Below are 25,278 nucleotides of genomic sequence, written 5' to 3'. Positions count from 1 at the left end.
GGACCGGGCCCGGCCGTTAGGCTGAACGCCATGAGTGAGCAGGGATCCACAGGGTTTTCCACCAGGGCCATCCACGCCGGATACGAGCCCGACCCGCAGACCGGTGCCGTCAACGTGCCGATCTACGCCAGTTCGACGTTCGCGCAGGACGGCGTCGGCGGGATGCGCAACGGGTTCGAGTACGCGCGTACCGGCAACCCCACCCGCCGTCCGCTCGAGGCGAACCTCGCTGCGCTCGAATCGGGCACGTTCGGGCGGGCGTTCGGGTCCGGCATGGCGGCGACGGACTGCGTGCTGCGGTCGGTGCTGCGTCCCGGCGACCACCTGGTGATCCCGAACGACGCGTACGGCGGCACGTTCCGGCTCATCGACAAGGTGTTCACGCAGTGGGGGATCGAGTACACCCCGGCGGCGGTGTCCGACGTCGATGCGGTTCGCGCCGCGATCCGCCCCGAGACCAAGCTGGTGTGGGTCGAGACGCCGACCAACCCGCTGCTCAACATCGGTGACATCGCCGCGATCTCCGAGGTGGCGCACGCTGCGGGCGCGAAGTTGGTGGTGGACAACACCTTTGCGTCACCGTACCTGCAGCAGCCGCTGACGTTGGGTGCCGACATCGCGCTGCACTCGACGACGAAGTACATCGGCGGCCACTCCGACGTCGTCGGCGGTGCGCTGGTGACGAACGACGCGGAACTCGACGCCAAGTTCGCGTTCCTGCAGAACGGCGCGGGCGCGGTACCCGGCCCGTTCGACGCGTTCCTGACGATGCGCGGCATCAAGACCCTCGCGCTGCGCATGGAGCGTCACAGCGACAACGCCGAGAAGGTTGTCGACCTGCTGGCCGGCCACTCCGCGATCTCCCACGTCATCTACCCGGGCCTCGAATCGCACCCGGGCCACGCGGTGGCGGCCAAGCAGATGCGCCGGTTCGGTGGCATGGTCTCGGTGCGGCTGAAGGGCGGCAAGCAGGCTGCACTCGACTTCTGCTCGCGCACGCAGATCTTCACGCTCGCCGAGTCCCTCGGTGGCGTCGAGTCGCTCATCGAGCACCCGGGGGCGATGACGCACGCGTCGACCGCGGGCTCCGCTCTCGAGGTTCCGGAGGACCTGGTGCGCCTGTCGGTCGGCATCGAGGATGCCGCCGACCTGCTCGCCGACATCGAGCAGGCCCTCGGCTGACCGGCCGTCCGACCTGAGGTTTTGCACGCTTGCCGTCGCCGTGGGTGAACGCCCGGCGACGGCAGGCGAGCGAAAGCCTGAGGGTTTCCTGAATCCTGCACGCGCCAGTCAGTTTGCCCGTTACGGTGAGTCCTCGGAACTAAGCGCGACCCCAGGAGCGGTGTATGTCATGGGAGCCTGCAGCCATCCTCGTGGCTGTTACTGCAGCAACAGGTGCAGCATTTCCAGCAGCCGCGAATGCGGCACCGGACCCGGCTCCGATAGCCCCGCCCATAGAGCAGCCTGCCCCGCAGCCCACACCGCAATTGGTGGAGCCCGTGAACAGCATCATCGCGCTGCTCCCGCCGGATATGCGGCAGCAGGCGGCGTCCGATCTCGCGAAGGCCATCCCCGCCCTCCAGGCGCCGGCCGCCCCGACCGCGCAGCCTTCGGCGACCGAGGCGCCCGGGCAGCCTACGACGCCTCAACCGGCCCCGCCCGCGCCCGCGACGGCCGCCCCCGTGGCGCCCCCGGCCGAGGTCCGTGCGCCTGCGCCGGTCGCGGCCCCTGAGTTTGCGCTTCCGGGGATCGGTTCCGTCACTCTCCCAGCACTTCCCGCTGTTCTGCCCTCGAATCCCGCTCTGGGGCAGGTAGGTTCGATCGCGGTGTTCGCGCCCTGGCTACGCAAGGCCGGCGAGATCTGCGACGGCGTCAAGGCGCCCACGCTGGCCGCGTTGTTCTCGGTGGAGAACGACTTCCGGTACGGCCCGACGGCGCCGGTCTCGCTGGCCGGCGGACGCGGTCCGGCCAAGTTCATGCCCAGCGACTGGGCCAAGTACGGCAAGGACGCCGACGGCGACGGCACCGCCGACATCCTCGGCGTCGCCGACTCCGTCATGGCTGCCGGGCACATGCTGTGCGACAACTACGCGCAGATGGACACCTGGAAGCAGGAAGGCCTGGTCCAGGGCGACACCCTCGACCTCGCGCTCGCGGCCTTCAACGCGGGAACCCGAGCGGTCCGCAAGGCCGGCGGCATCCCGACCGGCGCCGACGATGCGGCCAACCAGTCCGGTGTGTTCGTGCAGAAGATCCGGGCGTCGGAGGGCCAGTTCGAGCAGTTGCTGTCGCCGTTCGCGAACTTCAACTTCGACATCAACCTGCCCACCACCGGTCTCGGCGGTGCGGCGGTGCAGTTGGCGATGCGGTACCTCGGCCTCCCGTACGTGTGGGGTGGCGGCAACATCGGTGGACCCACGATGGGCGGCTTCGACTGCTCGGGCCTGACGTCGGCGGCGGTGTTCGCGGCCACCGGCGGCAAGGTCGTCCTGCCGCGCACGTCGGAGACGCAGTGGGGTGTCGGCACCGAGATCCCCATGTCCGCGGCGCAGCCGGGCGACCTCGTCTTCGGTAACTGGCAGGCGGGCGGTCCCGGCCACGTCGGCATCTACATGGGCAACGGGCTCATGGTCCACGCGCCGCAGACCGGGGATGTCGTCAAGATCGGGCCGGTCTTCGCGGACATGAAGGCACGCCGGGTGCTCTGACGGAGACCGAAAGCGAGAACCCCGGCCGGGCAGCTGCCCGGCCGGGGTTCTGTCGTCTGGGGGCTGTGATCAGCCGTGGTACGGCTCGGCGCTGACGAGGGTGACCTTCATCAGGCTTCCGTTGGGGAGGTTGTACTCGCGGGTCTCGCCGACCTTGGCGTCGATCAGCGCGCCGCCCAGCGGGGAGCCCGGCGAGTAGACCTCGAGCTTGTCGTTGCGGGCGCCTTCCTCGCGGGTGGCGATCAGGAAGGTCTCGGTGTCGGTCTCGTCGCCGTCGTAGTAGACCTTGACGACCGAGCCGGGCAGCGCCACGCCGGACTGCGTCGGGGCCTCGCCCACCTTGGCGCTGTTGAGCAGCTCCTGCAGCTGGCGGATGCGCGCTTCCTGCTGGCCCTGCTCCTCGCGAGCAGCGTGGTAGCCGCCGTTCTCCTTGAGGTCGCCCTCTTCGCGACGCTCGTTGATCTCGGCGGCAATGACCGGACGATTGGCGATGAGCTGGTCGAGCTCAGCCTTGAGCCTGTCGTGAGACTCCTGAGTAAGCCAGGTCACCTGGGTCTCGGTCATTGTCGATCACTCCCTTGTTGTCGAAGTCCCTCGTGGACTCCCTCGGCAGATCGCTGCGAACAGCAACGATCAACGGGCAGGCCGCTCTTGTCCGTGGCGGTTATCCCCCCAAGTCGCCCACTTCGTGAGCAGACTCGTCCTGCCGTCAATGCAGCAATACACGGCTCCGAGTGGAACCGTGTATCAACCGATTTTAGCACGGAGGGGCTTTTCGGCCCGGTCTAACGAAGACCGGTCGGTCCGAACGTCAGCCCGCGTGAAGATAGTCCGGAACGTCCAGACTGCATCCGTACAGATCACCCATAGCGGGCGGCTGGGAGGTGTGGACGGGTGCGGTGACCTCGACAGTCTTCGACTCGGACGGTGCGATGTACACCTCACGGCGTCCGGTCTCGGAGCCGTCCTTCGAGCGCGCGCGGACGATGCACACGGCGGCTTGGGAGGGGTCCTCGCGCGTCACGGTGATCTGGATGTTCATCGTCCGGTCGTCGACGATGTCGAACGCGACCTGTTTGCCGTCGACGTCGCTCACGGCGAACTTGTTGTAGGCGATGTACGCGATTCCGATGCCGGCGACGATGACGAGACCGGTCAGCACCCACTTGCCCCAGTTCTTCGGGCGGGCAGTCCGCGGCGCGGACCCGTAGCGGTCGGTGGGAGGTGTACTGCTCATCACTTCGCTCTCGAGCCGGTTGTGGTGGTGCTCCGTCGGGCCGTCGGGATCGCCGTATGCCACGCGTAGCGGGGGTACGACAGACGGTCGTATGTGTCAGGTGGAACTATAGGGGAAGGACGACGGCGCGCCGTGCGCGGTAGCGGTCGACCACTGCAGGTGACACGCCACGACGGTGACACGCGAAGCTGAGGTGAATACACACGTGAGCGGATTCCGACTCATGGCCGTTCATGCCCACCCCGACGACGAGTCGAGCAAGGGCGCCGCGACGATGGCTCGTTATGCCGCGGAGGGCAACGAGGTGCTCGTCGTGACGCTGACGGGCGGTGAACGTGGCGACATCCTGAATCCCGCGATGGACGTCCCGGGCATCCGCGAGCGGATGGACGAGGTCCGTCGCGAGGAGATGGCCGAGGCCGCCCGGATCCTCGGGGTGCAGCAGACGTGGCTCGGGTTCGTCGACTCCGGCCTGCCGGAGGGCGACCCCAAGCCGCCGCTGCCGGAGGGCTGCTTCGCGCTCGAGCCGCTTGAGGTGCCGACCGAGGCGCTGGTGAAGGTGATCCGCGAGTTCCGTCCGCACGTGATGACCACGTACGACGAGAACGGCGGCTACCCGCACCCCGACCACATCAAGTGCCACGAGGTCTCGATGGCCGCGTACGAGGCGGCGGGAGACCCGGAGCAGTTCCCCGACGCCGGCGAGCCGTGGGAGGTGCAGAAGGTCTACTACTCGCACGGGTTCATCCGGAAGCGCCTGGTCCAGTTCAAGGAGGAGTACGAGCGCCGCGGGGAGGAGTTCCCCATGGCCGAGTGGCTCGCCAAGTGGAAGACCGAGCAGGGCGACCTGATGGCGCGGGTGACGACGCAGATCCAGTGCGGGGACTACTTCCCGCAGCGGGACGACGCGCTGCGCGCCCACGCGACGCAGATCGACCCGAATGGCTCGTTCTTCGCGGTTCCGCTGGACATCCAGCAGAAGATCTGGCCGACCGAGGAGTTCGAGCTGGCCAAGACCCGGGTACACACGGCGATCCCGGAGGACGACCTCTTCGCGGGCATTTCGGAGGATGAGAAGTAGTGATGACGACGTTGGCGTGGGACCTCCTGGCGCAGGGGACCAGTACCCCGAGCAGCCCGCAGGGCCCCGAGTTCGGCAAGGCGTCGCCGCTCGGTCTGGTGCTGGTCGTGGCTCTGCTGGCCGGCACGATCCTGTTGGTCCGGTCGATGAACAAGCAGCTGCGGAAGCTGCCGGACACCTTCCAGCCGGAGCATCCGGAGGCTGATCAGGCAGCCGACGAGGGCACGGAGCGGGGCGCGGCGGTCGCCGAGGTCATCGAACCGGAGCAGCCGGCCGATGGCTCGCAGGCCGACCAGGACCCACCCACGAAACCGACGAGTTAGGGGAGAGTCGTGTCGCTCGAGCGGAATACCCTGGGCGGCGCGACCAGCCCGTATCTACGACAGCACGCGGACAATCCGGTCCACTGGCACGAGTGGGGTCCGGAGGCGCTCGCGTGGGCGCGTGAGCGCAACGTCCCGATCCTGCTGTCGATCGGGTACGCGGCGTGTCACTGGTGTCACGTCATGGCGCACGAGTCGTTCGAGGATCCGGCGACCGCGGCAGTGATGAACGAGCACTTCGTGTGCATCAAGGTGGACCGCGAGGAACGCCCCGACCTCGATGCGGTCTACATGAACGCGACGGTCGCGATGACCGGCCAGGGCGGCTGGCCCATGACGTGCTTCCTCACGCCGGACGGCGCTCCGTTCTACTGCGGCACCTACTACCCGGTGCAGCCCCGGGGCGGGATGCCGTCGTTCACTCAGTTGCTGAACGCGGTCGCGGACACCTGGCGCACGCGACGCGGTGACGTCGACGACGCGGCCGCGTCCGTGGTCGCTGAGCTCCGGCGCAACAGTGCCCCGCTGCCGGCCGGCGGACCGCCTGTCGACGTGCCGTTGCTCTCGGGCGCCGTGTCCAGCGTGCTGCGTGACGAGGACCGCGCCCGTGGTGGGTTCGGCGGCGCACCGAAGTTCCCGCCGTCGATGCTGCTCGAGGGGCTGCTGCGCTCGTACGAGCGGACGGGCGCCGAGCCGGTGCTGCGAACGGTCGAGCGCACCGCCGACGCGATGGCGCGTGGCGGCATCTACGACCAACTCGGTGGCGGCTTCGCGCGTTACTCGGTGGATGCGGACTGGCTGGTGCCGCACTTCGAGAAGATGCTCTACGACAACGCGCTGCTGCTGCGTTGCTACGCGCACCTCGCGCGGCGCACCGACTCGGCCCTCGCGCACCGGGTGGTGGAGGAGACGGCCGAGTTCCTGCTGCGCGATCTGCGTACCAGCGCGGGGGCCTTTGCGTCGGCGCTCGACGCCGACACCGACGGGGAAGAGGGGCTGACGTACTCGTGGACCCCCGAGCAGCTGATCGAGGTGCTCGGCGCGGACGAGGGGGCCTGGGCGGCCGAGACGTTCGCGGTGACGGCGGAGGGGACGTTCGAACGCGGCGCCTCGGTCCTGCAGCTTCTCTCGGATCCGTCCGACGGCGCCCGTCTGGCCGACGTGCGGTCGCGGCTGTTCGCGGCGCGCAGTCGACGGCCGCAGCCCGCACGAGACGACAAGGTGGTCACTGCGTGGAACGGGCTCGCGATCACCGCGCTCGCGGAGGCCGGTGCGACCCTCGACCGGCCGGAATGGCTGTGGGCCGCAGCCGAATGCGCCCGTGTCCTGCTGACGACTCACGTGGTGGACGGGCGGCTGCGACGCGCATCGCTCGCCGGAGTGGTGGGGGAGCCGGTGGGAATCCTCGAGGACCACGCCGCGCTCGCGACGGGACTGCTCACCCTGCACCAGGTGACCGGCGCGGGGGAGTGGTTGGACGCCGCAACCGGTTTGCTGGACACCGCGATGGCGCGTTTCGCCGACCCGGATCAGCCGGGTAGTTGGTTCGACACCGCGGACGACGCCGAGGTCCTGGTGACCCGTCCGCGGGATCCTCTCGACGGGGCGACGCCGTCGGGGGCGTCTGCGATGGCGGAAGCGCTTGTGACCGCGTCGGCGTTGGCGGACGCGGAGCGGGCGTCGAAGTATGCGGGCGCTGCGGCGGATTCGCTGGCCCGCGCGGCGATGGTGTTGCAGCGCGCGCCACGATCGGCGGGGCACTGGCTCGCGGTCGCGGAAGCCTCGGTACGTGGGCCGATCCAGATCGCGGTGTCGGAGACCGAATCATCCGAATTGTCCAGGCAGGCGCGGCGTCTCGCTCCGGGTGGTGCCGTCGTGGTTGCGGGCCCTGCGGATTCGACGCCGCTGCTCGCCGACAGGCCGCAGGTCGACGGCGCCCCGACGGCGTACGTGTGCCGCGGATTCGTGTGCGATCGGCCGGTCACCGACGTCGGCGCGTTGCGTGGGCTGGTGGACGCGGACTGACACGAAAAGAGCCGTGCGGCAATGCCGCACGGCTCTTCTGCGATTCCCGTCCGGGAATCGGCGATCGGACTAGGAGCCGATGCGGCCCAGAAGGCCGCCGGCGAGATCGCCCAGGCCGTTGAGCGTGCGGTCGATCGAGTCGATGAAGCCGGTGAGGATGGCGTCCGCGCTGCCGACCGGGATGCGGATGGCTTCGATGATCGAGCCCATGGTGTACCTCCGAGATGCGGCAGGGCCGACTGTTCGGCCCTGCAAGTGATGGGGATGCTCCGACGGGAGCGAAGTAACCGCGTCGGCGCTCAGCCGCGCCCGCGGTTCGTGTCAGCTTCTCAGCTACCGAAGATGTTCTCGACCGAGGTGCTGATCGTGCCGAACAGGTGCTTGACGGCGTCCAGCGAGCCGAAACCCTTGAAGATGTCTTCGAACGATCCCATGAAACTCTCCTTCGTGAATGGCTATGGCGACTGCCTCTCGCAAATCGATTGCGGGACAGCCGCCTTCGTCAGACCGCAGGGGTGAACCCCGCGACTGCAGAGAAGATAGCAAGCCTGCGGAGGTCACGGTGGCAAAACGAACAAAACTGTTCAGTTGTTCAAATCGGGCGTGAATTGCAGGAAGGGTCCGTGCTCAACGGGCACGGACCCTTCCTGCATTGCGGGGTGCGGAGCGGTGTTCTGTGGTCCTGATTCCTCAGCTGAACGCGCGCGTCGTGTAGTCGACGAGGTTCCTGAAGGACTGAAGGATCCCGACGCCCAGGGCATCGATGCTCATGACGGGAATCCTGACGAGATCTGCAAGCGAACCCATGTGCTTTCCTCCTGATCGTGCAGGCCTGCCGGCGCTGCGGTCCTAGTGGGCATGGAGGTCGTTGCGCCGCAGAGACGCAACGACCTGTGTCAGTTGGAGGCGCTGCCGGTGAGGAGTCCGCCCAGCCACGCGAGCACGGTCCCGATGGTGCCTTCGGTCAGATCCACCGACTGGACGTCGGCGAGGATATCCGCGATAGAACCCATGATCCCTCCCAGTTTCCCGGTGCGGTGCGGGGGAGTCCTTCAAACCAGTTGTGCAGTCCCGCAATCGCGTTGTCTCTGCCACGGGCAACCGCCCGTGACATTGGACGCTAGCAGCAACTGGTGAAGTATGCGCGTTATGATCCCGAATCAATTAGTCAGTTGTTTGATTCCGGCTATTGGTGAAGTGCTGCCTCGATGGTCGGCCACGAGCGTCCGAGCTCGTCTCGCCAGTAGATCCACGCATGCACCCCAGCCGGTTGAGCGCTGCGGGTCACGTCTGCTCCGGCGCTCCGAAGTGCCTGTGCCAGTTGGTCGGTGCACACGTTCGAGCCGGCCTCGAGGAGTCCGCCGACCACGACGGTGTTGGCGATGTCGGGCTGGTCGAGGGATTCGTGCGGGCCGGGTAGGCCGTTCCCCGACGACAGGTAGACCCTCTTGCCGGCGAGGCGGGAAGCGTTGCGGAACAGATCGTGATCGCGCCAGGCGTCGTCGCCTTGCGGGCCCCACATCATGTCCGAGGTCGCCATCCCGTTCATGACGATCAGATCGGTCAGAATCTGCCCGACTGGCCCCTCTGTCACGTAGCAGCCGCTGTACCCCACGGCCCCGTCGTACAGTTCCGGATCGCGGGCGGCGAGCATCACGGCGCCCTGGGCGCCGGAGGAGATCCCGCCGATGACGTTGCGCCCGCTGGTGTCGAAGCGGGCATCGATCAGGGGAGGTAATTCCTTGGACAGGAACGTCTCCCACTGGGTGCGTCCGAACTTGGGGTGGTCCTCGGTCCAGTCCTGGTAGAGGCTGCCGGTGCCCCCGACGGGCATCACGACGTTGACGTTCTTGTCGGCGAAGAACGCCTGGGCGTTGCCCTTGGTCGGATCGAGCCAGTTGGTGCTGTCCACCTGCCCGGAATTGCCGTCGAGCAGGTAGAGAACGCCGCGTGGTTCGCTGCGGTCGGCGGGCAGCAGCACGTTCACGGGCACCTCGCGGCGCATGGCAGGGGAGGCCACCTGCAGCAGGAGGATCCGGTCGTCGACCGTGGTGACGCTGGTGATCTCGGGCTGTGCGTCGGCCGCGACCTCCACGTAATCCGGGACTACGGTCCCGACCTCCGGATCGAAGTCGGCGTTCGCGATGGCAGGAGAGCCCGCCATCACCCCCGCCGCGAGCAGCCCAGCGGCTACGGCACGAATGTGTCGGTGCTGCATTGGTTTCGCCCCCTGCTTCGATTCGATCAGATGCCGAGCGAGCGGGCGATCATCGGCCACGACTCGTGCAGATCGTCCTCCCAGTATCCCCACGAGTGGGTACCCGCCGGCCGGAAGTTGTAGACGATGTTGTCCATCCCCAGCGCCCGGGTCTTCTTCGAGAGCTGGTCCGTGCAGTACTGCGTGGACGCCTCGATGATGCCGCCGACGACGACCTGGCTCGCCAATGTCGCGAACCTGCCTTGGATTCGGGGGTTGTCCATGTTGTCGTGGGGACCGGGGAGCCCGCTCGCCGTGGAGATGTACATGGGGATGCGGGGGAGCTTGTCGGCGTTCACGTACGGATCGCGCGCCACCCATTCGGGGTCGTCCTGCGGTCCCCACATGTTGTCGACGTTGCCGTCGCCGAGTCCCACGACGAGCTTGACGAACTGGCGGCCGGGCGTCTGGCTGGTGATTGCGCATCCGCTGTACGAGCCGACGCTCTTGTAGAGGTCGGGTGCTTCGATGGCCAAGTCGAGGACGGACGTCCCGGTCATGGAGATGGCGGCGATGGCGTTGTCGCCCGTCGTGTCGAAGGCGTCGCCGATGACCGGAGGCAGTTCCTCGGTCAGGAATGTCGTCCACTTGTTGATGCCGTTGTTGCCGCTGGTGGCGGCAAGTCCGGGGTCGGGATTGCGCCAGTCGGTGTAGTAGCTGAATGCGCCTTCCATCGGCGTCACGACGTTGACGTGCTTGTCCGCGAAGAACTCTCCGACATCCGTCTGGAGATCCCATGCGGCTCCGTCCTCGCCACCACCGGCACCGTTGAGCAGGTAGAACGTGGGCGCGGGAGTGCTGCTGTCCTTGGGGCGGAGCACCTGCAGGGGGATGTTGCGCTGCATCGACGGCGAGTACACCTCGATGTCGACTTGCTGGCCTGCGCGTTGCGTGGAACTGACCAGCCGCGCACCGGACGTGCCGTCAATCGCGGTGGGACCCGGCGACCCTGGAACCTCCGCTGTCGCAGGGATTCCGCCGAGCAACGGAAGTGTTGCCGCGGCCAGGACGACACATGCCGTCCGCAGTCGTCGGGTTCCGTGGGGATTGTTCATGGATCGGTCCTGGTTCGGGGCGGCCGGTGCGGTTGCAGGAAGGGCAGCTGCGGAGGTCGCGTCGCTCGATGGAGCTCTGACATGCGCAATCGGGACCCGCAAAGATGCGGATCCCGATTGGGGTGCCGGACGGCACCAGCGCCAAGCGCTGTTACTTGGCCGCGGGGTTGGTGCCGCCGCTCAGTGCGTAGAGCGCGTTGACAACCTTGGTGATCGCCGGGCCGGCGCTGCCAGTGAAGACGCCGAGAGCATCGTAAACGGATCCCATGATTCTCCTTAGGTATGGCGTATTGGTGCGGTTATCGAGGCTGTTTCAGGGCGAACTGGTATCGCTTGGATCCCGTACGCCCCAGCCGTCAATCGCGTGGTCGGTAAGGCCGGTTGCTTACTTCGGCGGTGCGGCGGAGAAGCTCTGGATCGAGCCGAAGCCGATGTCGACCAGGTCGCCGAGCGAGCCGAGCCCGCCCTGGATGGTGGACTGAGCCGAGCCGATGAAGGTGCCGAGGAGTCCGTCGGCACCCAGCGAACCCATGCCGCCCTCGAGCAGCGCGCCCATAATTCCCTGGAGAGAACCCATGTTTGCCTCCTGAAGAGATATGTAGTTACCCGGTTTCGAATCCGGCAAGACACAATTGATCGGATCGGTACCGGTCCACGTATCACGGTCGGATTGCCCGTGACGCAATGAGACGGTAACAACCGGTCGCAGCATGTCGGGTCGGTTTCAGGAAATTTCTCTGGATTATGTTGATATCGACCTATTTGAACGGTCGACCAACTTCTGGAATTCCCTGGTGAGGAGTTCTTTGTAACGATCCGTGTCCGGCATCATCGCGGTGTCGGTGCAGAACGAGATCTCGATTTCGTCGTCGTGATGGGACACGATGAGGTGCCTCAGTCCGACCTTGTCGATGATCCCGAGAATGCCGAAACTCCGGACCAGGGGCGCGCCGCGCAGCACGAGGTCGTCGCCCGTCCATGGGATGTTGCTGACCATCGTGTTGACGGTTTCGACGGTTCCTTCCGGTTGCTTGCGCAGTTGCATCAACCAATTGACCCCGCGCAGCAACCATGCTGGTGCCGTTTCCACCCGCGACGCTGCGATCTGGACATCGGGATGGCGGTGGCGGTGCTTTTCCGCGCGGACCGACGCATTGATCGCCCGTAGGCGTTCGAGTGGGTCGTCGATGTCGGTGTGTAGATCGACGCTCATCAGCGCGAGATGATTGGCGCGATTGTTGTCCGGTTGGTTCGCGACGCCGGGTCGGGTACCCCGCAGCGACATCGGGACCACTGCGGACAGCGATGCGCTGGGGGTCTCGCCCTTCTCGGCGAGGTAGGCGGCGAGTCCACCCGAGATGGTCGCCAGGAGAACGTCGTTGAAGGTTGCACCGTCGACCGAGGCCTGCACGGTGCGGATGTCCTTCGGTGAGAAGCTCACGACGTCGAAGATCAGATCGGGGGTGATCTGCTGGTTGAACCGCGTCGCGGGCCGGCGCGGTCCGGGCGGGGCGATCGTGCCGGCCGCGACCTCGTCGGTGACCCGCTTGGCGGCGTCGCCGGTCGTGGCCAGCCCTTCGCGGAACGTGCTCCACCGGGAGGGGAGCCGGCCGATCGCTTTCACGAACTCCGTCGGCAGGGACCAGTTTTCGGAGGTCGACGGAATCGGTGGATGAACCTCGGACCGTCCGAAGATTCGCAGCCCCAGGTCGCGGGCGGTGAGTCCGTCCCCGGAACTGTGGTGGCACCGCAGCACGGCCACCGTCATCCGGTCGGGAAGCCCCTCGATGCCGGTGACACCGGTGAGGAAGTGCAGCTGCCACGGCGGCCGGGTGAGATCCAGCGGCTTGCCCGAGAATCGGGAGATGTGGCGCCGCAGGGCGTCCCATCCAGGCCCGTCGACCGGTTCGACGACCACATGCTTCGCGAGGTCGAGTGTGGGATCCGGGACCCAGAACGGGTAGTCCAGCTCCAGCGGTAGGTGCCGAAGTCGCCGCGTGAACACGCCGCTGTAGCCGAGGCGCGCGCGCATCCATTCCTCGGCCTCGCGCTGGGTGATCGGAGCGGTCTCGCCGGTGGTGTCGAACATATAGATACCGGTCGAGTTCGAGATATGGCGCTCGCCCTCGTGGTAGACGAATTCGGCATCCTGTGGCGCCAATTGGGCAACTCCACCAACTGTTTGCTCGGTTGTTGTCACTGCACTCCTTCCCCCAGGTAGATAGGTCAGGGTAAGCAGATCGCCTGAAACTCCGGGCCGTTTCCGGAACCTTCGGCGCAATTCGGACGAGTCGGATCTAACCGAAGACCACCAGGCAGACCGCCACGAAATGGCAGACGGCAGCGACGGCGGTGGCGGCGTGAAAGAACTCGTGGTGGCCGAACGTCTGCGGCCACGGGTTGGGCCATTTGGTGGCGTAGAGGATCGCCCCGACGCTGTAGAGGACACCGCCGACGGCGAGCAGCACCATGGCCGCGACGCCGGCCTCGTGGACCAGTTCGCCCGCGACCGGGACGATCGCCCAGCCGAGCAGCAGATAGAGGGGTACACCCACCCAACGAGGCGCGGTGGGCCACAACATCTTCAGCGCGATCCCGGCGAGCGCACCACACCACACGACTGTGAGCAGGACCGTGCCGGTGTGCGGCGGCAGGGCGAGGAGGCCGAACGGCGTGTAGCTGCCGGCGATGAACAGGAAGATCATCGAATGGTCGGCGCGCTTCATCCAGGTCCTGGCGCGGACCGTGTTCCAGTGGATGCGGTGGTACGTCGCGCTCACCGCGAACAGCCCGCACACGGTGGTGCAGTAGACGAGGGTCGCGAACCCGGCCCGGGCGGATTCGAGTGTGAATGCCAGTGTCACCAGCACGACGCTCGCGACCGCGGCGACTACGAGCGACCACGCGTGGATCCATCCGCGCAGACGCGGCTTGGCCGGTGGCGCGATGAGGTCGTCGAGCCCGAGAGCCGTCATTGGCTGCCCCTGTCGTCGGTGAGGGCCGGGACGCGCCCGGCGAACTTACGGAACCGTAACCTACGGTGGAGTAACTACGGTAGGGGTTCGACGTGAGGTGTACACGACACCGGAGCGTCGTCGCGGTGCTCGTCGTCGGTGGAACGTGTTGGCGGCGTACTCTTTGTTCCCGTGGTGATGTCCAGGTGAAGTTGCGCGGCCTGCTGTACAGCATCTACGAGCGACGGCTGCTGCGCCGTCTCGACGGTTTACAGCATCCGCGCCATGTGGCGGTGATGTGCGACGGCAATCGGCGTTGGGCGCGGGAGAACGGATTCACCGACGTCAGCCACGGGCACCGGATGGGTGCGCGCAAGATTGCCGAGCTCCTGAGCTGGTGCGACGCGGCCGGCATCGAGATGGCCACGATCTACCTGTTGTCCACCGAGAATCTGCGCCGCGAACCCGAGGAACTCGACACGCTGCTCGAGATCATCACCGAGGTGGTCGAGGAGATCTCGGGTCCCGGGAAGAACTGGAGCGTCAAGATCGTCGGCACGCTCGACCTGCTGCCCGAGGATCAGGCGCGGCGGCTGCGCGAGGCCGCCGAGGGGACGCGGGGCCGCACGGGCACCCACGTCAACGTCGCGGTCGGCTACGGCGGCCGGCAGGAGATCGCCGACGCCGTCCAGTCGTTGCTGCGGGACAAGCTCCGCGAGGGCCTCACCGGCGACGACCTCGTCAAGGCCATGAGCGTCGAAGGCATCGACGGCCACCTCTACACGTCGGGCCAGCCGGACCCCGATCTGGTGATCCGGACGTCCGGGGAGCAGCGGCTGTCGGGCTTCCTGCTGTGGCAGAGCGCGTACTCGGAGATCTGGTTCACCGAGGCGTACTGGCCGGAGTTCCGTCGCGTCGACTTCCTGCGTGCGCTGCGCGACTACGCGGCCCGGCACCGCCGCTTCGGCGCGTAGGCGCCGACATCGGCGCAGCGGCGCCTAGGGGCCGTCACGACGCCGGCGGTGTGAGCGCCGGGAACCAGATGTCGGTGAGGACCTCCGCGGCCTGCTCGCGGGGGATCTCGATCGTTCCTTGGACGGCCCATCGGGTGAAGAACCGTTCGAGCTGGGTGACCAGGAGTTCGATCCGCACGCGGGCCTCCCGCTCGCGGTCGGCGCCCCAGCGTGCCAGGTAGGACGGCATCGCGTTCGGCAGTGCTGCGATCGCTTCCCGCGCCGGTTCGCGGAAGTCGGGCTCGAGCACCAGCGCCTCGTCCCACGCCGGCAGGATTGCGCGATTGCGGTCGAACCAGTCGATGGCCCGCTCGATCCACCGGGTGAACTCGTCGCGGGATCCGGATTCGAGTACCTCGTCGAGGTCGGCGTAGATCGACACCGCGCGGGGATCCATCGACTCGGCTCCGATCCGGCGCAGCACATCGGTCTTGCCGGTGAAGTGCAGGTAGAACGTGGCGCGGCTGCAACCGGCCGCGGATGCGATGTCGTCGATCTTCACCGCCGCATAGCCGTTGGCGGCGAACTGTTCCCGAGCGCAGTCCAGGAGGCGCCGCCGCGTCAGCCGTTTCTGCTCGTCCCGCAACGTCGGCTTCCGTTCGGGGGCCTCGTCGATCTCGTTCACTGGACACCTCCCGATCGGCATCGTACGGCGACGCTCGCTTGACAGCGTGTCAGTGAATCCGGTTCTATGACGCAGATCACGTTCTTGCTGAAGGTCTATGTAATCCGATTGCGGGAAAGGAACTTCCATGCCTCAGCTGCCCAAGGTGTGCATCATCGGTGCCGGTTGTTCCGGCTTCACCACGGCCAAGCGCCTCAAGGACCACGGCATCCCGTACGACTGCTTCGAGGCGTCCGACGACATCGGGGGGAACTGGTACTACAAGAACCCCACCGGCATGTCGTCGTGCTACGAGAGCCTGCACATCGACACGTCGTCGACGCGGTTGCAGTTCGAGGACTTCCCGGTCCCGGCCGACTGGCCGCACTTCCCGCACCACTCGCTCATGCACGGCTACTTCCGCGACTACGTCGAGAAGTTCGGCCTGCGCGACACCATCACCTTCGACACGATGGTCGAGAAGGCCGACCGCCTCCCCGACGGGACGTGGGCGGTCACGCTCGACAGCGGCGAGACCCGCACGTACGACGCGTTGGTCGTCGCGAACGGTCACCATTGGGATCCGCGGATGCCGGACTATCCGGGCAAGTTCGACGGACAGATCATCCACAGTCACGACTACCTCAACGCGTTCGACCCGATCGACATGCGCGGCAAGAACGTCGTGGTGGTCGGCATGGGCAACTCCGCGCTCGACATCGCGTCGGAACTCTCGCACCGATCCGTCGCCAAGCACGTGTGGGTGTCGGCGCGACGCGGTGTCTGGGTGCTCGCCAAGTATCGCGAGGGCAAGCCGGCCGACAAGATGATGATGCCGCCGTGGATGCCGAAGAAGCTGGGTCTGGCCATCGCGCGTCGCAAGATCAAGAAGTCCCTCGGCCGGATGCAGGACTACGGGCTGCCCGAGCCCGACCACGAGCCGCTCGGCGCGCACCCGTCGGTGAGCATCGACTTCCTCGCCAAGGCCGGTTCCGGTGACCTGACGTGCGTCCCGGCGATCGAGTCGCTCGACGGCGATCACGTCCGGCTCGTCGACGGCCGTCGGATTCCCGCCGACGTCATCGTGTGCGCCACCGGGTACAACATGAGCTTCCCGTTCTTCGACGACCCGACGCTGCAACCCGATTCGCAGCACAGGTTCCCGCTGTTCAAGCGAATCATGCAGCCCGGTGTCGACAACCTGTTCTTCATGGGCCTCGCGCAGGCGTCGCCCACGATCGTCAATCTCGCCGAGCAGCAGAGCAAGCTGGTCGCCGGCGTGCTCAGCGGTTCGTACGCGCCGCCGACCGACGCCGAGATGCGGCGGATCATCGCGGTAGACGACGCGGCCAGCCTCGCGCAGTACTACCAGGCGCCGCGGCACACCATCCAGGTCGACTTCGCGCGGTACGTGCGCGACCTGAAGAAGGAGATCGCGGCCGGAGAGAAGCGGGCACAGGAGACGCCGGTGGGCGCGCGGTGACGTCTGTCGAGGGGTTCGCCGATCCCTCGTTCGGGGGGCTGCGAGAGCTGTTGCAGCGCAACCTCGACGACGGCACCGACACCGGTGCGTCCGTGTGCGTCGTGCGTGAAGGCGAGACCGTGGTGGACCTGTGGGGCGGTGTCGCCGACGTCGACACCGGGGCGCGCTGGGTCAAGGACACCGTCGTCAACACGTACTCGCTGACGAAGACCATGACCACGCTGGCCGCGCTGGTGCTCGTCGACCGCGGTCTGCTGGACCTCGACGCCCCCGTCGCCCGCTACTGGCCGGAGTTCGCCGCGAACGGCAAGGACGGCGTGCTGGTGCGGCACGTCCTCGGGCACACGTCGGGGGTGAGCGGCTGGCAGCAGCCGGTCACGATCACCGACATCTGCGACGACGTCCGTGCGGAAGACCTGCTCGCACAGCAGGCGCCGTGGTGGGAGGCGGGCACGGCGTCGGGCTACCACGCGACCAACTTCGGGCACCTGGTCGGCGGGATCACCCGACGCGTCACCGGGCGCAGTCTCGGCGACTTCTTCGCCACCGACGTCGCCGGCGTGTGCGGCGCCGACTACTTCATCGGCACCCCCGCCGACGTCGACCCGCGGGTCGCGCCGCTGATCGCGCCGCCGCCCACGGGATTCGACTACGCGTCGCTTCCGCCCGACAGCGTGTTCGTCAAGACCATGGCCAACCCGGTGATCCCCGTACCGGAGACGTCGAGTCGGCTGTGGCGCGGCGCCGAGATCGGCGGCGCCAACGGGCACGGCAACGCGCGGTCGGTCGCGCTCGTGCAGTCGGTCGTCTCGCACGGCGGACGGACACCGTCGGGGGAGCAGTTGCTGCGCCCCGAGACGGTCGAGCGGATCTTCGACGTGCAGGCCGACGGCGTCGACCAGGTACTCGGGGCATCGCTGCGGTTCGGTCTCGGCTACGCGCTGCCCGCCCCGGGCATCCACCCGTCGGTCCCCGACGGCCGGGTGTGCTGGTGGGCCGGGTACGGCGGGTCGATCGTCGTCAACGACCTCGACCGCCGAATGACGTTCGCGTACGTGATGAACAGGATGACCCCGCAACTCCTGGGTGCGCCGCGCACCGAGGAGTACGTCGCGCAGGCCTACGCGAACCTGTGACCCGGGTGTCCTTTGCATCGTGAGCGGGATGCATAGGACACCCGCCTCCGATCAGAGCTTGCGCAGGCGCAGCCGGTTGATGGTGTGGTCGGCGTCCTTGCGCAGTACCAGTGTCGCGCGCGGGCGGGTGGGCAGGATGTTCTCCACGAGATTCGGCCGGTTGATCGAGTTCCAGATGTCCTCGGCCGCGAGTGTCGCGTGCTCGTCCGACAGCGCCGCGTAGTGGTGGAAGTGTGCGTCGGGGTCGGAGAACGACGTCTTGCGCAGCGCGAGAAATCGTTTGATGTACCAGCGCTCTATGTCCTCGATGCGGGCGTCGACGTAGATCGAGAAGTCGAACAGGTCCGAGACCATCAGGCGCGGACCGGTCTGCAGCACGTTGAGACCCTCGATGATGAGGATGTCGGGCTGCCGGATGAGGTGGTACTGGCCCGGGATGACGTCGTACGAGATGTGCGAGTACACCGGGGCGGCAACCTCTTCGGCCCCGGACTTGACCTCGGTGACGAACCGCAGCAGCTTGCGCCGGTCGTAGCTCTCGGGGAACCCCTTGCGGTGCATGATGCCGCGTCGCGTCAATTCGGCAGTGGGGTAGAGGAACCCGTCGGTCGTGACGAGGTCGACGCGCGGGTGGTGCTCCCAGCGGGCGAGCAGGGCCTGCAGGACGCGAGCGGTGGTGGACTTGCCGACGGCGACGCTGCCCGCGACGCCGATCACGAACGGCACCTGGCGGTCCGGGTGCTTCTCGCCGAGGAAGGTTGCGGTCGCGGCGAACAGACGCTGGCGCGCGGCGACCTGGAGGTGGATCAGACGAGCGAGCGGGAGGTAGACCTCGGCCACCTCGTCGAGGTCGATCTGTTCACCGAGACCGCGGAGCCCGACGAGCTCTTCTTCGGTGAGCACGAGCGGCGTCGACTTGCGCAGCTTGCGCCACTGCTTGCGGTCGAATTCGACGTAGGGGCTGGACTCGCTCACCCGTGCCATCGGAGCACCTTCCGGGAGAGCGGCTTCGGCTGCGATCGGTGCATGCGCGTGCTGAGGGGAGGCAGGTGCATGAGGCAAATTGTGCTCGCAGCCACACGGGGGCGGTGCGCCGGGTCCGCCTCACGACGGAAACCACAGGTAAAGGACTACTGTCCCGAACATGGAACCGGACGCATTGGTACGCGACTATCTCCTGCTGGGTCTGCGTTTCGACCGCCTCGAAGAGGGCTTCGTCGACGCCTACACCGGTGACCCCGCCCTGCGTCGGCAGGTGGAGAACGAGCCGCGGCCCGATCCGCGCCGGCTCGCCGGCGACGCCCGTGCGCTGCGTGCGGATTTCGCATCCGCCGGGTTGTCGGGCGAGCGGACACGGTTCCTCGACGCGCACCTGACCGCCCTCGAGTGCTCGGCCCGCAAGTTCGCCGGCGACGACATCGGTTTCGTCGACGAGGTGGCGGCGTACTTCGACGTGCGGATCGAACCGGGCGACGAGGGCGAGTACCGCGAGGCCCACCGTCGGATGGACGCCGTGCTGCCCGGCCCGGGCACGCTCGCCGAGCGCATGGAGGCGCACCGGATCGCCGACCGCATCCCGCCGGAGCGGCTGCAGGAGTGCGTCGAGGCGTTCAACAGCGCGCTGCGGGACCGCGTGCGTGCCGAGTATGCGCTGCCGGAGACCGAGCGGGTCGAGTACGAGGTGGTCGGGGACAAGCCGTGGTCCGGGTTCAACTACTACCTCGGCGGCTACCGGTCCACCGTGGCGATCAACTCCGACCTCGACCAGCACATGTCGAACCTGCCGCGGCTCATCGCGCACGAGTCCTACCCGGGTCACCACACCGAGCACTGCCGCAAGGAGGCGGGTCTCGTCGGGACGGGGCAGCTCGAGCAGACGCTGTTCGTGGTCAACACCCCGCAGTGCCTCATGGCGGAGGGGCTCGCGGACCTGGCACTCGAATCGATCGTCGGCGAGGGTTGGGGTGCCTGGGCGCAGGAGATCTACGCCGACCTGGGTCTGCGGTTCGACGGGGCCCGGGCCGAGGAGTTGTCCACCGCGTCGAGCGGGCTGCTCGGCGTCCGGCAGGACGCCGCGCTGCTGCTGCACGACCGTCGGGCGAGTGCCGACGACGTCCAGGCGTTCCTGCAGCGCTGGAGCCTGTCGAGCCCCGAGCGGGCCAAGCAGAGCCTGCGGTTCCTGTCGTCGCCGCTGTGGCGGGCGTACATCAGCACGTACGTCGAGGGCTACCGGCTTCTCGGTGGCTGGCTGGCGCAGGCTCCGGTGGGCCCGCAACGGTCCGAGCGGTTCCGCCGACTGCTCGACGAACCGCTCACTCCGGGGGCGCTGCGCGACGAGGTGACGAGCGGCGGCGGAGCCGCGTTGGGGAGCTGACAACCCCGTTCCTTAGACTGGAGGGGATACTTCCGCAATCCAGCCTGGAGATTCGCTGATGACTGCTGTGCCTGCCACCGACGTGAACACCGCGTCCCTCGCCCAACTGGACCCCGAGGTCGCCACCGCGATGGCGGGTGAGTTGTCGCGTCAGCGTGACACCCTCGAGATGATCGCGTCCGAGAACTTCGTTCCCCGTGCCGTCCTCGAGGCCCAGGGCAGCGTGCTCACCAACAAGTACGCCGAGGGCTACCCGGGTCGCCGTTACTACGGCGGCTGCGAGTTCGTCGACGTCGTCGAGGACCTGGCGCGTAACCGCGCCAAGGAGGTCTTCGGCGCCGAGTTCGCGAACGTCCAGCCGCACGCCGGCGCGCAGGCCAACGCCGCCGTGCTGATGGCGCTGATGAACCCGGGCGAGAAGCTCATGGGCATGGACCTCGCGCACGGCGGTCACCTCACCCACGGCATGAAGCTGAACTTCTCCGGCAAGCTGTACGAGGTCGCGTCGTACGGCGTTCGTGAGGACACTCACGTCGTCGACATGGACCAGGTCCGCGAGACCGCGCTGCGCGAGAAGCCGCAGGTCCTGATCGCCGGCTGGTCCGCGTACCCGCGTCACCTCGACTTCGCGGCGTTCCGCTCGATCGCCGACGAGATCGGCGCCAAGCTGTGGGTCGACATGGCGCACTTCGCCGGTCTGGTCGCCGCGGGTCTGCACCCGTCGCCCGTCCCGCACGCCGACGTCGTCTCCACCACGGTCCACAAGACCCTCGGCGGCCCCCGCTCCGGCATGATCCTGGCCAAGAAGGAGTGGGCGAAGAAGCTCAACTCCTCGGTGTTCCCCGGCCAGCAGGGCGGCCCGCTGATGCACGCGATCGCCGCGAAGGCCGTCGCCATGAAGATCGCCGGCACCCCGGAGTTCAAGGCGCGCCAGGAGCGCACCCTCGCCGGCTCGAAGATCCTCGCCGAGCGTCTCGGTGGCGCCGACGTCGCCGGCAACGGCATCTCGGTCCTCACCGGCGGCACCGACGTGCACCTGGTCCTGGTCGACCTGCGTCACTCGCAGCTCGACGGCCAGCAGGGTGAGGATCTGCTCCACGAGATCGGCATCACCGTCAACCGCAACGCGGTGCCGTTCGACCCGCGTCCGCCGATGAACCCGTCGGGCCTGCGCATCGGCACCCCGGCGCTGGCGACGCGTGGCTTCGGCGACGCCGAGTTCACCGAGGTCGCGGACATCATCGCGACCGCGCTCGCGAAGGGCGCCGACGCCGACGTGCCGGCCCTGCGTGCCCGCGTCTCCAAGCTGGCGCAGGACTTCCCGCTCTACGACGGCCTGGAGAACTGGGGCCTGCTGCCCAAGGCCTGATCTTCGGTTCAAGACGGCCCGCACCTCGAGGGGTGCGGGCCGTCTGGCGTCTCGGCGTCCGGAACTTGTTGCGGTCATTGACGATCCGCGGGAGCGGTGGGCTCATCCGAACATCCACTGGCCACCGTTGACATGGATGACGGCCCCGGTGATGGCAGCTGAGCGCTCCGAACAGAGGAAGGCACACGCCCACGCGAGCTCCTCGGGCGTCGGCTGGCGTCGGATGGGGATGTCCTGGAGAAACGCCTCCGTTCGCTCCCGGGTCACCTCGGGGTGGGTTTCCATGTCGCGGACGGTGTCGATGAAGCCGGGAGACACGTCGTTGACGGTGATGCCGTACTGGCCCAACCCGTGGGCGAGCGACTTGGTCAGCGTACGAAGGCCACCCTTTCCGACCGAATGGGGGATCCGGCTCCAGCCGCCGAGCCAGCCGTCCTCGCCGTTGATGTGCACCACTCGGCCCCAGCCGCGATCACGCATGCCGGGTACGAACGCTTCCGCCAGGTACCACGAGGCCGTGAGCTGTTGGTTGAGGTGGGAGTGCCAGTCCTCGTCAGTGGTCGCGAAGAAGTCCTTGTAAAGCCGGCGAGCCGCGTTGCTGACGTAGATGTCGATGCCGCCGAACGTCTCCTCGGCCGCCGACCGCATGCGTTCCACCGTTGCCTTGTCCGCGGCGTCACCCATCACCACCAGCGAGCGGGCGCCGAGACCCTCTGCCTCCGCGGCCACCCCGTTGGCCTCCGCCTCGTTGGTGCGGGCGTTGACGATGACGTTCGCCCCACGGCCTGCGAACTCGAGCAGGATCGCCCGCCCGATGTTCCGCCCCGAGCCCGTGACCAGTGCGGTCTTTCCTGCAATCCCGAAGTCGTCACTCATATCGGACTCCCCGACCTCGCCGTCCACCAGGAATCGACATCCCGGTGGCTCTGAGATCGAAGCTACGCAGAAACCGGGCGACGTCAACACTCGCGAACACGAACACCCCCGTGATCGTCACTTCGCGGCACCGCGCGGTTCAGTCGACACGCCGTATTCGTTCACCGTCCGGTTGGTCGACAGGCGTAGCGTCCCCGGATAACAGGCAGCAGGTGAAGCCGTCTGTACGGGAGGTCCTGATCGTGGCTGATCTGTTCAGTGCGAGGGGGCCGGCACCCGGCCCTCGTGTCGATTGACACATCGGGTTCGGACCGGTCCAGCGAATAGGTCTGCGCGGGTGCCACGCAGATACGAGGAGCCTCACGTGACCGCAATCAGCTCCGTCCGCACCTACGTCCTCGACACCTCGGTCCTGCTCTCGGATCCGTGGGCCGTCACCCGTTTCGCCGAACACGAGGTGGTCCTACCGCTGGTCGTGATCAGCGAACTCGAGGACAAGCGTCACCATCACGAGCTGGGATGGTTCGCCCGCGAAGCGCTGCGGATGCTCGACGATCTTCGTCTCGAGTACGGTCGCCTCGACCGCCCCGTGCCGATCGGCTCGGAGAACGGCACCCTGCTGGTGGAGCTCAATCACACCGACCCGTCGGTGCTCCCAGTCGGATTCCGCACCGACAGCAACGATTCCCGGATCCTCGCCTGCGCCCTCAACCTCGCGGCCGAGGGCAAGGACGTCGTGCTCGTCAGCAAGGACATTCCGTTGCGCGTCAAGGCCGGTGCGGTCGGTCTGCCCGCTGACGAGTTCCGCGCCCACGACGTCGTCCCGTCGGGCTGGACGGGCATGACCGAACTGGACGTCGCGTCCGGGGTCATCGACCAGCTCTTCTCGGAGGGGTCCGTCGACCTCGACGAGGCGCGGGAGTTGCCGTGCCACACGGGCATCCGGTTGCTGGGCGGTACGTCGAGTGCGTTGGGGCGGGTCACCCCCGACAAGCGGGTCCAGTTGGTGCGGGGCGAGCGGGAGGCGTTCGGTCTGCACGGACGGTCCGCCGAGCAGCGGGTGGCGTTGGACCTGCTGCTGGACGAGAGCATCGGGATCGTCTCGCTCGGCGGCAAGGCCGGCACCGGCAAGTCGGCCCTCGCGCTCACGGCCGGACTCGAGGCGGTGCTCGAGCGTCGCAGTCACCGCAAGGTCGTCGTGTTCCGGCCGCTCTACGCGGTGGGCGGTCAGGAACTCGGCTATCTGCCGGGCAGCGAGAGCGAGAAGATGGAGCCATGGGCGCAGGCCGTCTTCGACACCCTCGACGGCCTGGCGAGCCCCGAGGTGATGGATGAGGTGATGAGCCGCGGCATGCTGGAAGTGTTGCCCCTCACGCACATTCGAGGCCGGTCGTTGCACGACTCGTTCGTGATCGTCGACGAGGCGCAGTCCCTCGAGCGCAACGTGCTGTTGACCGTGCTGTCCCGACTGGGCACCGGATCACGGGTGGTGCTCACGCACGACGTCGCCCAGCGGGACAATCTGCGGGTCGGCCGGCACGACGGCGTCGCCGCCGTCATCGAGAAGCTCAAGGGGCACCCGCTGTTTGCGCACATAACCCTCACCCGCAGCGAGCGGTCGCCCATCGCGGCGCTCGTGACCGAGATGCTGGAGGAGTTCGGGCCCAACGCCTGATCGTTTTCACCGACGGGGGTGGGTGCAGTTGGATCCAGTCACCAGCCCGGCACTCCGAGGGGAGGAGTGCCGGGCGGTGGCGTTCAACCGGCGTGACCGAACCCACCGCCCGGCGGCTGAGCGCTCGCCCGCGTCGGGGGATGGGCGAGTGCTCGATACTGCTTTGACAGAGGACAAGCAGCGCCTGTGACGCTATCCGCCAGGAACGCCCTCGGCAATTCGAAAAACGCCGAAGGTGACATTTCATCCTGGTATTTCACCCTCGACGGCGTATCGCGGAGCAGTCCGGTCTTGCTAAGGGCGCCCGACGCCGGGCACTGTCCGGCGAGACTGGTGGGCAAACGATATGGGGGAGCGACGAGAGGTGCCGCAGCACATGCCTGCAGTGGAACCTTCAGCAGGACCGATCGAGTACGAGGACACCGGCGGCGACGGTCCCGTCCTGGTGTTCGTCCATCGGACTGCTCGTGGACGGCTCGGTGTGGCGGCATGTGGTCGACGCACTGCGCGACGACTACCGATGTGTCGTTCCCACTTGGCCGTTGGGTGGACATCGGAAACCGATGAACCCCGATGCTGACCTTTGAGGCCTTCGACAACTATCCGCCCCGGCCGGCACGGACGATCGTGGCCGCCGCCCGGATTCCCGGCGGGCTCCGCGCCGTGATGGCGGTGCTCGGCACCCGACTGGGTCGGCGGGGGCCTGCCATGCGGGGGTGGATGAGCAAGCGTCCCGTGCCGAAGGAAGTGATGGATGCCTGGTTCCGTCCTGCCACCGCAGATCGGAACATCCGACGGGACCTCGCGAAGTACGTGGTGTCGGTTCCGCGGCGGGCCGAACTGCGCGACATCGCGGCCCGGTCGGTGGAGTTCACCGGCCCCGTCCTGAAGGAACGATCGGGTGATCGCCATGGCGTCGGCCACGGCCGGGCGATAGCTGGGTTCGGGTCTGCGGCACCAGCAGTCCGATTTCCTGGAAGGAATACCTGCCTGCAGTCGTGGACCGAACGGGATGTTTCTCCTGGTCACGGGCGATCCGACTCCCAAATCGTTGTTCAATACTGAAACGTGTTCTAGATTCGTTGCATCACTTTCCAATGCGCACCGA

The 25,278-nt window shown here is 67.4% G+C and carries 23 protein-coding genes; 12 read left to right on the top strand and 11 right to left on the bottom strand.

Features of this window, described 5'->3' with window-relative positions; translation table 11 throughout:
* Positions 1-30 precede the first annotated feature (30 nt).
* A complete protein-coding gene (locus ABI214_RS06760; RefSeq protein WP_348607683.1) occupies positions 31-1,182 on the top strand; it encodes a cystathionine gamma-synthase in 1,152 nt (383 codons plus the stop codon).
* A 164-nt stretch (positions 1,183-1,346) separates the two neighbouring features.
* Positions 1,347-2,708, top strand: a complete 1,362-nt coding sequence (locus ABI214_RS06755; RefSeq protein WP_348607680.1) for a bifunctional lytic transglycosylase/C40 family peptidase — start codon at positions 1,347-1,349, stop codon at positions 2,706-2,708.
* A 69-nt stretch (positions 2,709-2,777) separates the two neighbouring features.
* Here the strand turns inward: ABI214_RS06755 and greA are convergent, their stop codons facing one another.
* Positions 2,778-3,272, bottom strand: a complete 495-nt coding sequence (gene greA / locus ABI214_RS06750; protein WP_280762760.1) for a transcription elongation factor GreA — start codon at positions 3,270-3,272, stop codon at positions 2,778-2,780.
* Between the two features lie 247 nt (positions 3,273-3,519).
* The gene (locus ABI214_RS06745) at positions 3,520-3,945 is read right to left on the bottom strand and encodes a DUF4307 domain-containing protein (RefSeq protein ID WP_348607675.1); all 426 of its coding nucleotides are present in this window, start codon (positions 3,943-3,945) and stop codon (positions 3,520-3,522) included.
* A 205-nt stretch (positions 3,946-4,150) separates the two neighbouring features.
* On the opposite strand from ABI214_RS06745, the gene mca reads away from it, so the two are divergent.
* Genes mca through ABI214_RS06730 form a run of 3 tightly spaced genes read left to right on the top strand, consistent with a single transcriptional unit; the run spans position 4,151 to position 7,374 of the window.
* On the top strand, positions 4,151-5,026 hold the full coding sequence (gene mca / locus ABI214_RS06740) for a mycothiol conjugate amidase Mca (RefSeq protein WP_348607672.1): 876 nt from the start codon (positions 4,151-4,153) through the stop codon (positions 5,024-5,026).
* Positions 5,027-5,028: 2 nt separating this feature from the next.
* The gene (locus ABI214_RS06735; protein ID WP_348607669.1) at positions 5,029-5,349 is read left to right on the top strand and encodes a hypothetical protein; all 321 of its coding nucleotides are present in this window, start codon (positions 5,029-5,031) and stop codon (positions 5,347-5,349) included.
* A gap of 9 nt (positions 5,350-5,358) precedes the next feature.
* Positions 5,359-7,374 carry a thioredoxin domain-containing protein gene (locus ABI214_RS06730; RefSeq protein ID WP_348607666.1) on the top strand — a complete coding sequence of 672 codons (2,016 nt, stop codon included), beginning with the start codon at positions 5,359-5,361 and terminating at the stop codon, positions 7,372-7,374.
* A 69-nt stretch (positions 7,375-7,443) separates the two neighbouring features.
* Here the strand turns inward: ABI214_RS06730 and ABI214_RS06725 are convergent, their stop codons facing one another.
* The 6 genes from ABI214_RS06725 to trhA form a co-directional block, all read right to left on the bottom strand.
* Entirely contained in the window at positions 7,444-7,584 is a 141-nt protein-coding gene (locus ABI214_RS06725) for a hypothetical protein (protein WP_348607663.1), read from the bottom strand.
* A gap of 976 nt (positions 7,585-8,560) precedes the next feature.
* The gene (locus ABI214_RS06720) at positions 8,561-9,538 is read right to left on the bottom strand and encodes an alpha/beta hydrolase (protein WP_348607660.1); all 978 of its coding nucleotides are present in this window, start codon (positions 9,536-9,538) and stop codon (positions 8,561-8,563) included.
* Between the two features lie 80 nt (positions 9,539-9,618).
* Positions 9,619-10,686, bottom strand: coding sequence for an alpha/beta hydrolase (locus ABI214_RS06715; RefSeq protein WP_348607657.1), 1,068 nt, complete (start codon positions 10,684-10,686; stop codon positions 9,619-9,621).
* 385 nt (positions 10,687-11,071) lie between these two features.
* Positions 11,072-11,263, bottom strand: coding sequence for a hypothetical protein (locus ABI214_RS06710; RefSeq protein ID WP_348607654.1), 192 nt, complete (start codon positions 11,261-11,263; stop codon positions 11,072-11,074).
* 165 nt (positions 11,264-11,428) lie between these two features.
* The gene (locus ABI214_RS06705; RefSeq protein ID WP_348607651.1) at positions 11,429-12,847 is read right to left on the bottom strand and encodes a wax ester/triacylglycerol synthase domain-containing protein; all 1,419 of its coding nucleotides are present in this window, start codon (positions 12,845-12,847) and stop codon (positions 11,429-11,431) included.
* Positions 12,848-12,983: 136 nt separating this feature from the next.
* Positions 12,984-13,661, bottom strand: coding sequence for a PAQR family membrane homeostasis protein TrhA (gene trhA / locus ABI214_RS06700; protein WP_348607648.1), 678 nt, complete (start codon positions 13,659-13,661; stop codon positions 12,984-12,986).
* Between the two features lie 185 nt (positions 13,662-13,846).
* On the opposite strand from trhA, the gene ABI214_RS06695 reads away from it, so the two are divergent.
* Positions 13,847-14,614: an isoprenyl transferase gene (locus ABI214_RS06695; RefSeq protein ID WP_348607645.1), complete on the top strand. Its 768-nt coding sequence runs from the start codon at positions 13,847-13,849 to the stop codon at positions 14,612-14,614.
* 34 nt (positions 14,615-14,648) lie between these two features.
* On the opposite strand, the gene ABI214_RS06690 is transcribed toward ABI214_RS06695, so the two are convergent.
* Complete coding sequence (locus tag ABI214_RS06690) at positions 14,649-15,299, bottom strand: TetR/AcrR family transcriptional regulator (RefSeq protein WP_348607643.1); 651 nt, start codon at positions 15,297-15,299, stop codon at positions 14,649-14,651.
* A gap of 106 nt (positions 15,300-15,405) precedes the next feature.
* Between ABI214_RS06690 and ABI214_RS06685 the strand changes: the two genes are divergently transcribed.
* Complete coding sequence (locus ABI214_RS06685) at positions 15,406-16,740, top strand: flavin-containing monooxygenase (RefSeq protein ID WP_348607641.1); 1,335 nt, start codon at positions 15,406-15,408, stop codon at positions 16,738-16,740.
* Positions 16,737-17,876: a serine hydrolase domain-containing protein gene (locus ABI214_RS06680; protein ID WP_348607639.1), complete on the top strand. Its 1,140-nt coding sequence runs from the start codon at positions 16,737-16,739 to the stop codon at positions 17,874-17,876. Before ABI214_RS06685 ends, ABI214_RS06680 begins: the two co-directional genes overlap by 4 nt.
* A 51-nt stretch (positions 17,877-17,927) precedes the next feature.
* On the opposite strand, the gene coaA is transcribed toward ABI214_RS06680, so the two are convergent.
* The gene (coaA, locus tag ABI214_RS06675; protein ID WP_348607636.1) at positions 17,928-18,860 is read right to left on the bottom strand and encodes a type I pantothenate kinase; all 933 of its coding nucleotides are present in this window, start codon (positions 18,858-18,860) and stop codon (positions 17,928-17,930) included.
* 160 nt (positions 18,861-19,020) lie between these two features.
* Here coaA and ABI214_RS06670 point away from each other — a divergent pair, with 160 nt between their 5' ends.
* On the top strand, positions 19,021-20,250 hold the full coding sequence (locus ABI214_RS06670; protein WP_348607633.1) for a DUF885 domain-containing protein: 1,230 nt from the start codon (positions 19,021-19,023) through the stop codon (positions 20,248-20,250).
* A 58-nt stretch (positions 20,251-20,308) separates the two neighbouring features.
* Positions 20,309-21,619: a serine hydroxymethyltransferase gene (gene glyA, locus ABI214_RS06665; protein WP_348607630.1), complete on the top strand. Its 1,311-nt coding sequence runs from the start codon at positions 20,309-20,311 to the stop codon at positions 21,617-21,619.
* A 102-nt stretch (positions 21,620-21,721) separates the two neighbouring features.
* Here the strand turns inward: glyA and ABI214_RS06660 are convergent, their stop codons facing one another.
* The gene (locus ABI214_RS06660; protein ID WP_348607627.1) at positions 21,722-22,495 is read right to left on the bottom strand and encodes an SDR family NAD(P)-dependent oxidoreductase; all 774 of its coding nucleotides are present in this window, start codon (positions 22,493-22,495) and stop codon (positions 21,722-21,724) included.
* Between the two features lie 364 nt (positions 22,496-22,859).
* On the opposite strand from ABI214_RS06660, the gene ABI214_RS06655 reads away from it, so the two are divergent.
* Both ABI214_RS06655 and ABI214_RS06650 read left to right on the top strand, forming a co-directional pair.
* Positions 22,860-24,170, top strand: coding sequence for a PhoH family protein (locus ABI214_RS06655; protein WP_348607624.1), 1,311 nt, complete (start codon positions 22,860-22,862; stop codon positions 24,168-24,170).
* Positions 24,171-24,743: 573 nt separating this feature from the next.
* Positions 24,744-25,235, top strand: a complete 492-nt coding sequence (locus ABI214_RS06650) for a hypothetical protein (RefSeq protein ID WP_348607621.1) — start codon at positions 24,744-24,746, stop codon at positions 25,233-25,235.
* Positions 25,236-25,278 lie beyond the last annotated feature (43 nt).

The sequence above is a fragment of the Prescottella soli genome, assembly GCF_040024445.1.
Classification (GTDB): domain Bacteria; phylum Actinomycetota; class Actinomycetes; order Mycobacteriales; family Mycobacteriaceae; genus Prescottella; species Prescottella soli.
Note: the sequence above shows the minus strand (reverse complement) of the source record. Positions and strands in the feature narration are given on the sequence as shown.

Coding starts and splice junctions, on each gene's coding strand:
- ABI214_RS06760 (WP_348607683.1), top strand. CDS start 31: ATGAGTGAGCAGGGATCCACAGGGTTTTCCACCAGGGCCATCCACGCC.
- ABI214_RS06755 (WP_348607680.1), top strand. CDS start 1,347: ATGTCATGGGAGCCTGCAGCCATCCTCGTGGCTGTTACTGCAGCAACA.
- greA (WP_280762760.1), bottom strand. CDS start 3,272: ATGACCGAGACCCAGGTGACCTGGCTTACTCAGGAGTCTCACGACAGG.
- ABI214_RS06745 (WP_348607675.1), bottom strand. CDS start 3,945: ATGAGCAGTACACCTCCCACCGACCGCTACGGGTCCGCGCCGCGGACT.
- ABI214_RS06735 (WP_348607669.1), top strand. CDS start 5,029: ATGACGACGTTGGCGTGGGACCTCCTGGCGCAGGGGACCAGTACCCCG.
- ABI214_RS06725 (WP_348607663.1), bottom strand. CDS start 7,584: ATGGGCTCGATCATCGAAGCCATCCGCATCCCGGTCGGCAGCGCGGAC.
- ABI214_RS06720 (WP_348607660.1), bottom strand. CDS start 9,538: ATGGCGGGCTCTCCTGCCATCGCGAACGCCGACTTCGATCCGGAGGTC.
- ABI214_RS06715 (WP_348607657.1), bottom strand. CDS start 10,686: ATGAACAATCCCCACGGAACCCGACGACTGCGGACGGCATGTGTCGTC.
- ABI214_RS06710 (WP_348607654.1), bottom strand. CDS start 11,263: ATGGGTTCTCTCCAGGGAATTATGGGCGCGCTGCTCGAGGGCGGCATG.
- trhA (WP_348607648.1), bottom strand. CDS start 13,661: ATGACGGCTCTCGGGCTCGACGACCTCATCGCGCCACCGGCCAAGCCG.
- ABI214_RS06690 (WP_348607643.1), bottom strand. CDS start 15,299: ATGCCGATCGGGAGGTGTCCAGTGAACGAGATCGACGAGGCCCCCGAA.
- ABI214_RS06685 (WP_348607641.1), top strand. CDS start 15,406: ATGCCTCAGCTGCCCAAGGTGTGCATCATCGGTGCCGGTTGTTCCGGC.
- coaA (WP_348607636.1), bottom strand. CDS start 18,860: ATGGCACGGGTGAGCGAGTCCAGCCCCTACGTCGAATTCGACCGCAAG.
- ABI214_RS06670 (WP_348607633.1), top strand. CDS start 19,021: ATGGAACCGGACGCATTGGTACGCGACTATCTCCTGCTGGGTCTGCGT.
- glyA (WP_348607630.1), top strand. CDS start 20,309: ATGACTGCTGTGCCTGCCACCGACGTGAACACCGCGTCCCTCGCCCAA.
- ABI214_RS06660 (WP_348607627.1), bottom strand. CDS start 22,495: ATGAGTGACGACTTCGGGATTGCAGGAAAGACCGCACTGGTCACGGGC.
- ABI214_RS06650 (WP_348607621.1), top strand. CDS start 24,744: ATGCTGACCTTTGAGGCCTTCGACAACTATCCGCCCCGGCCGGCACGG.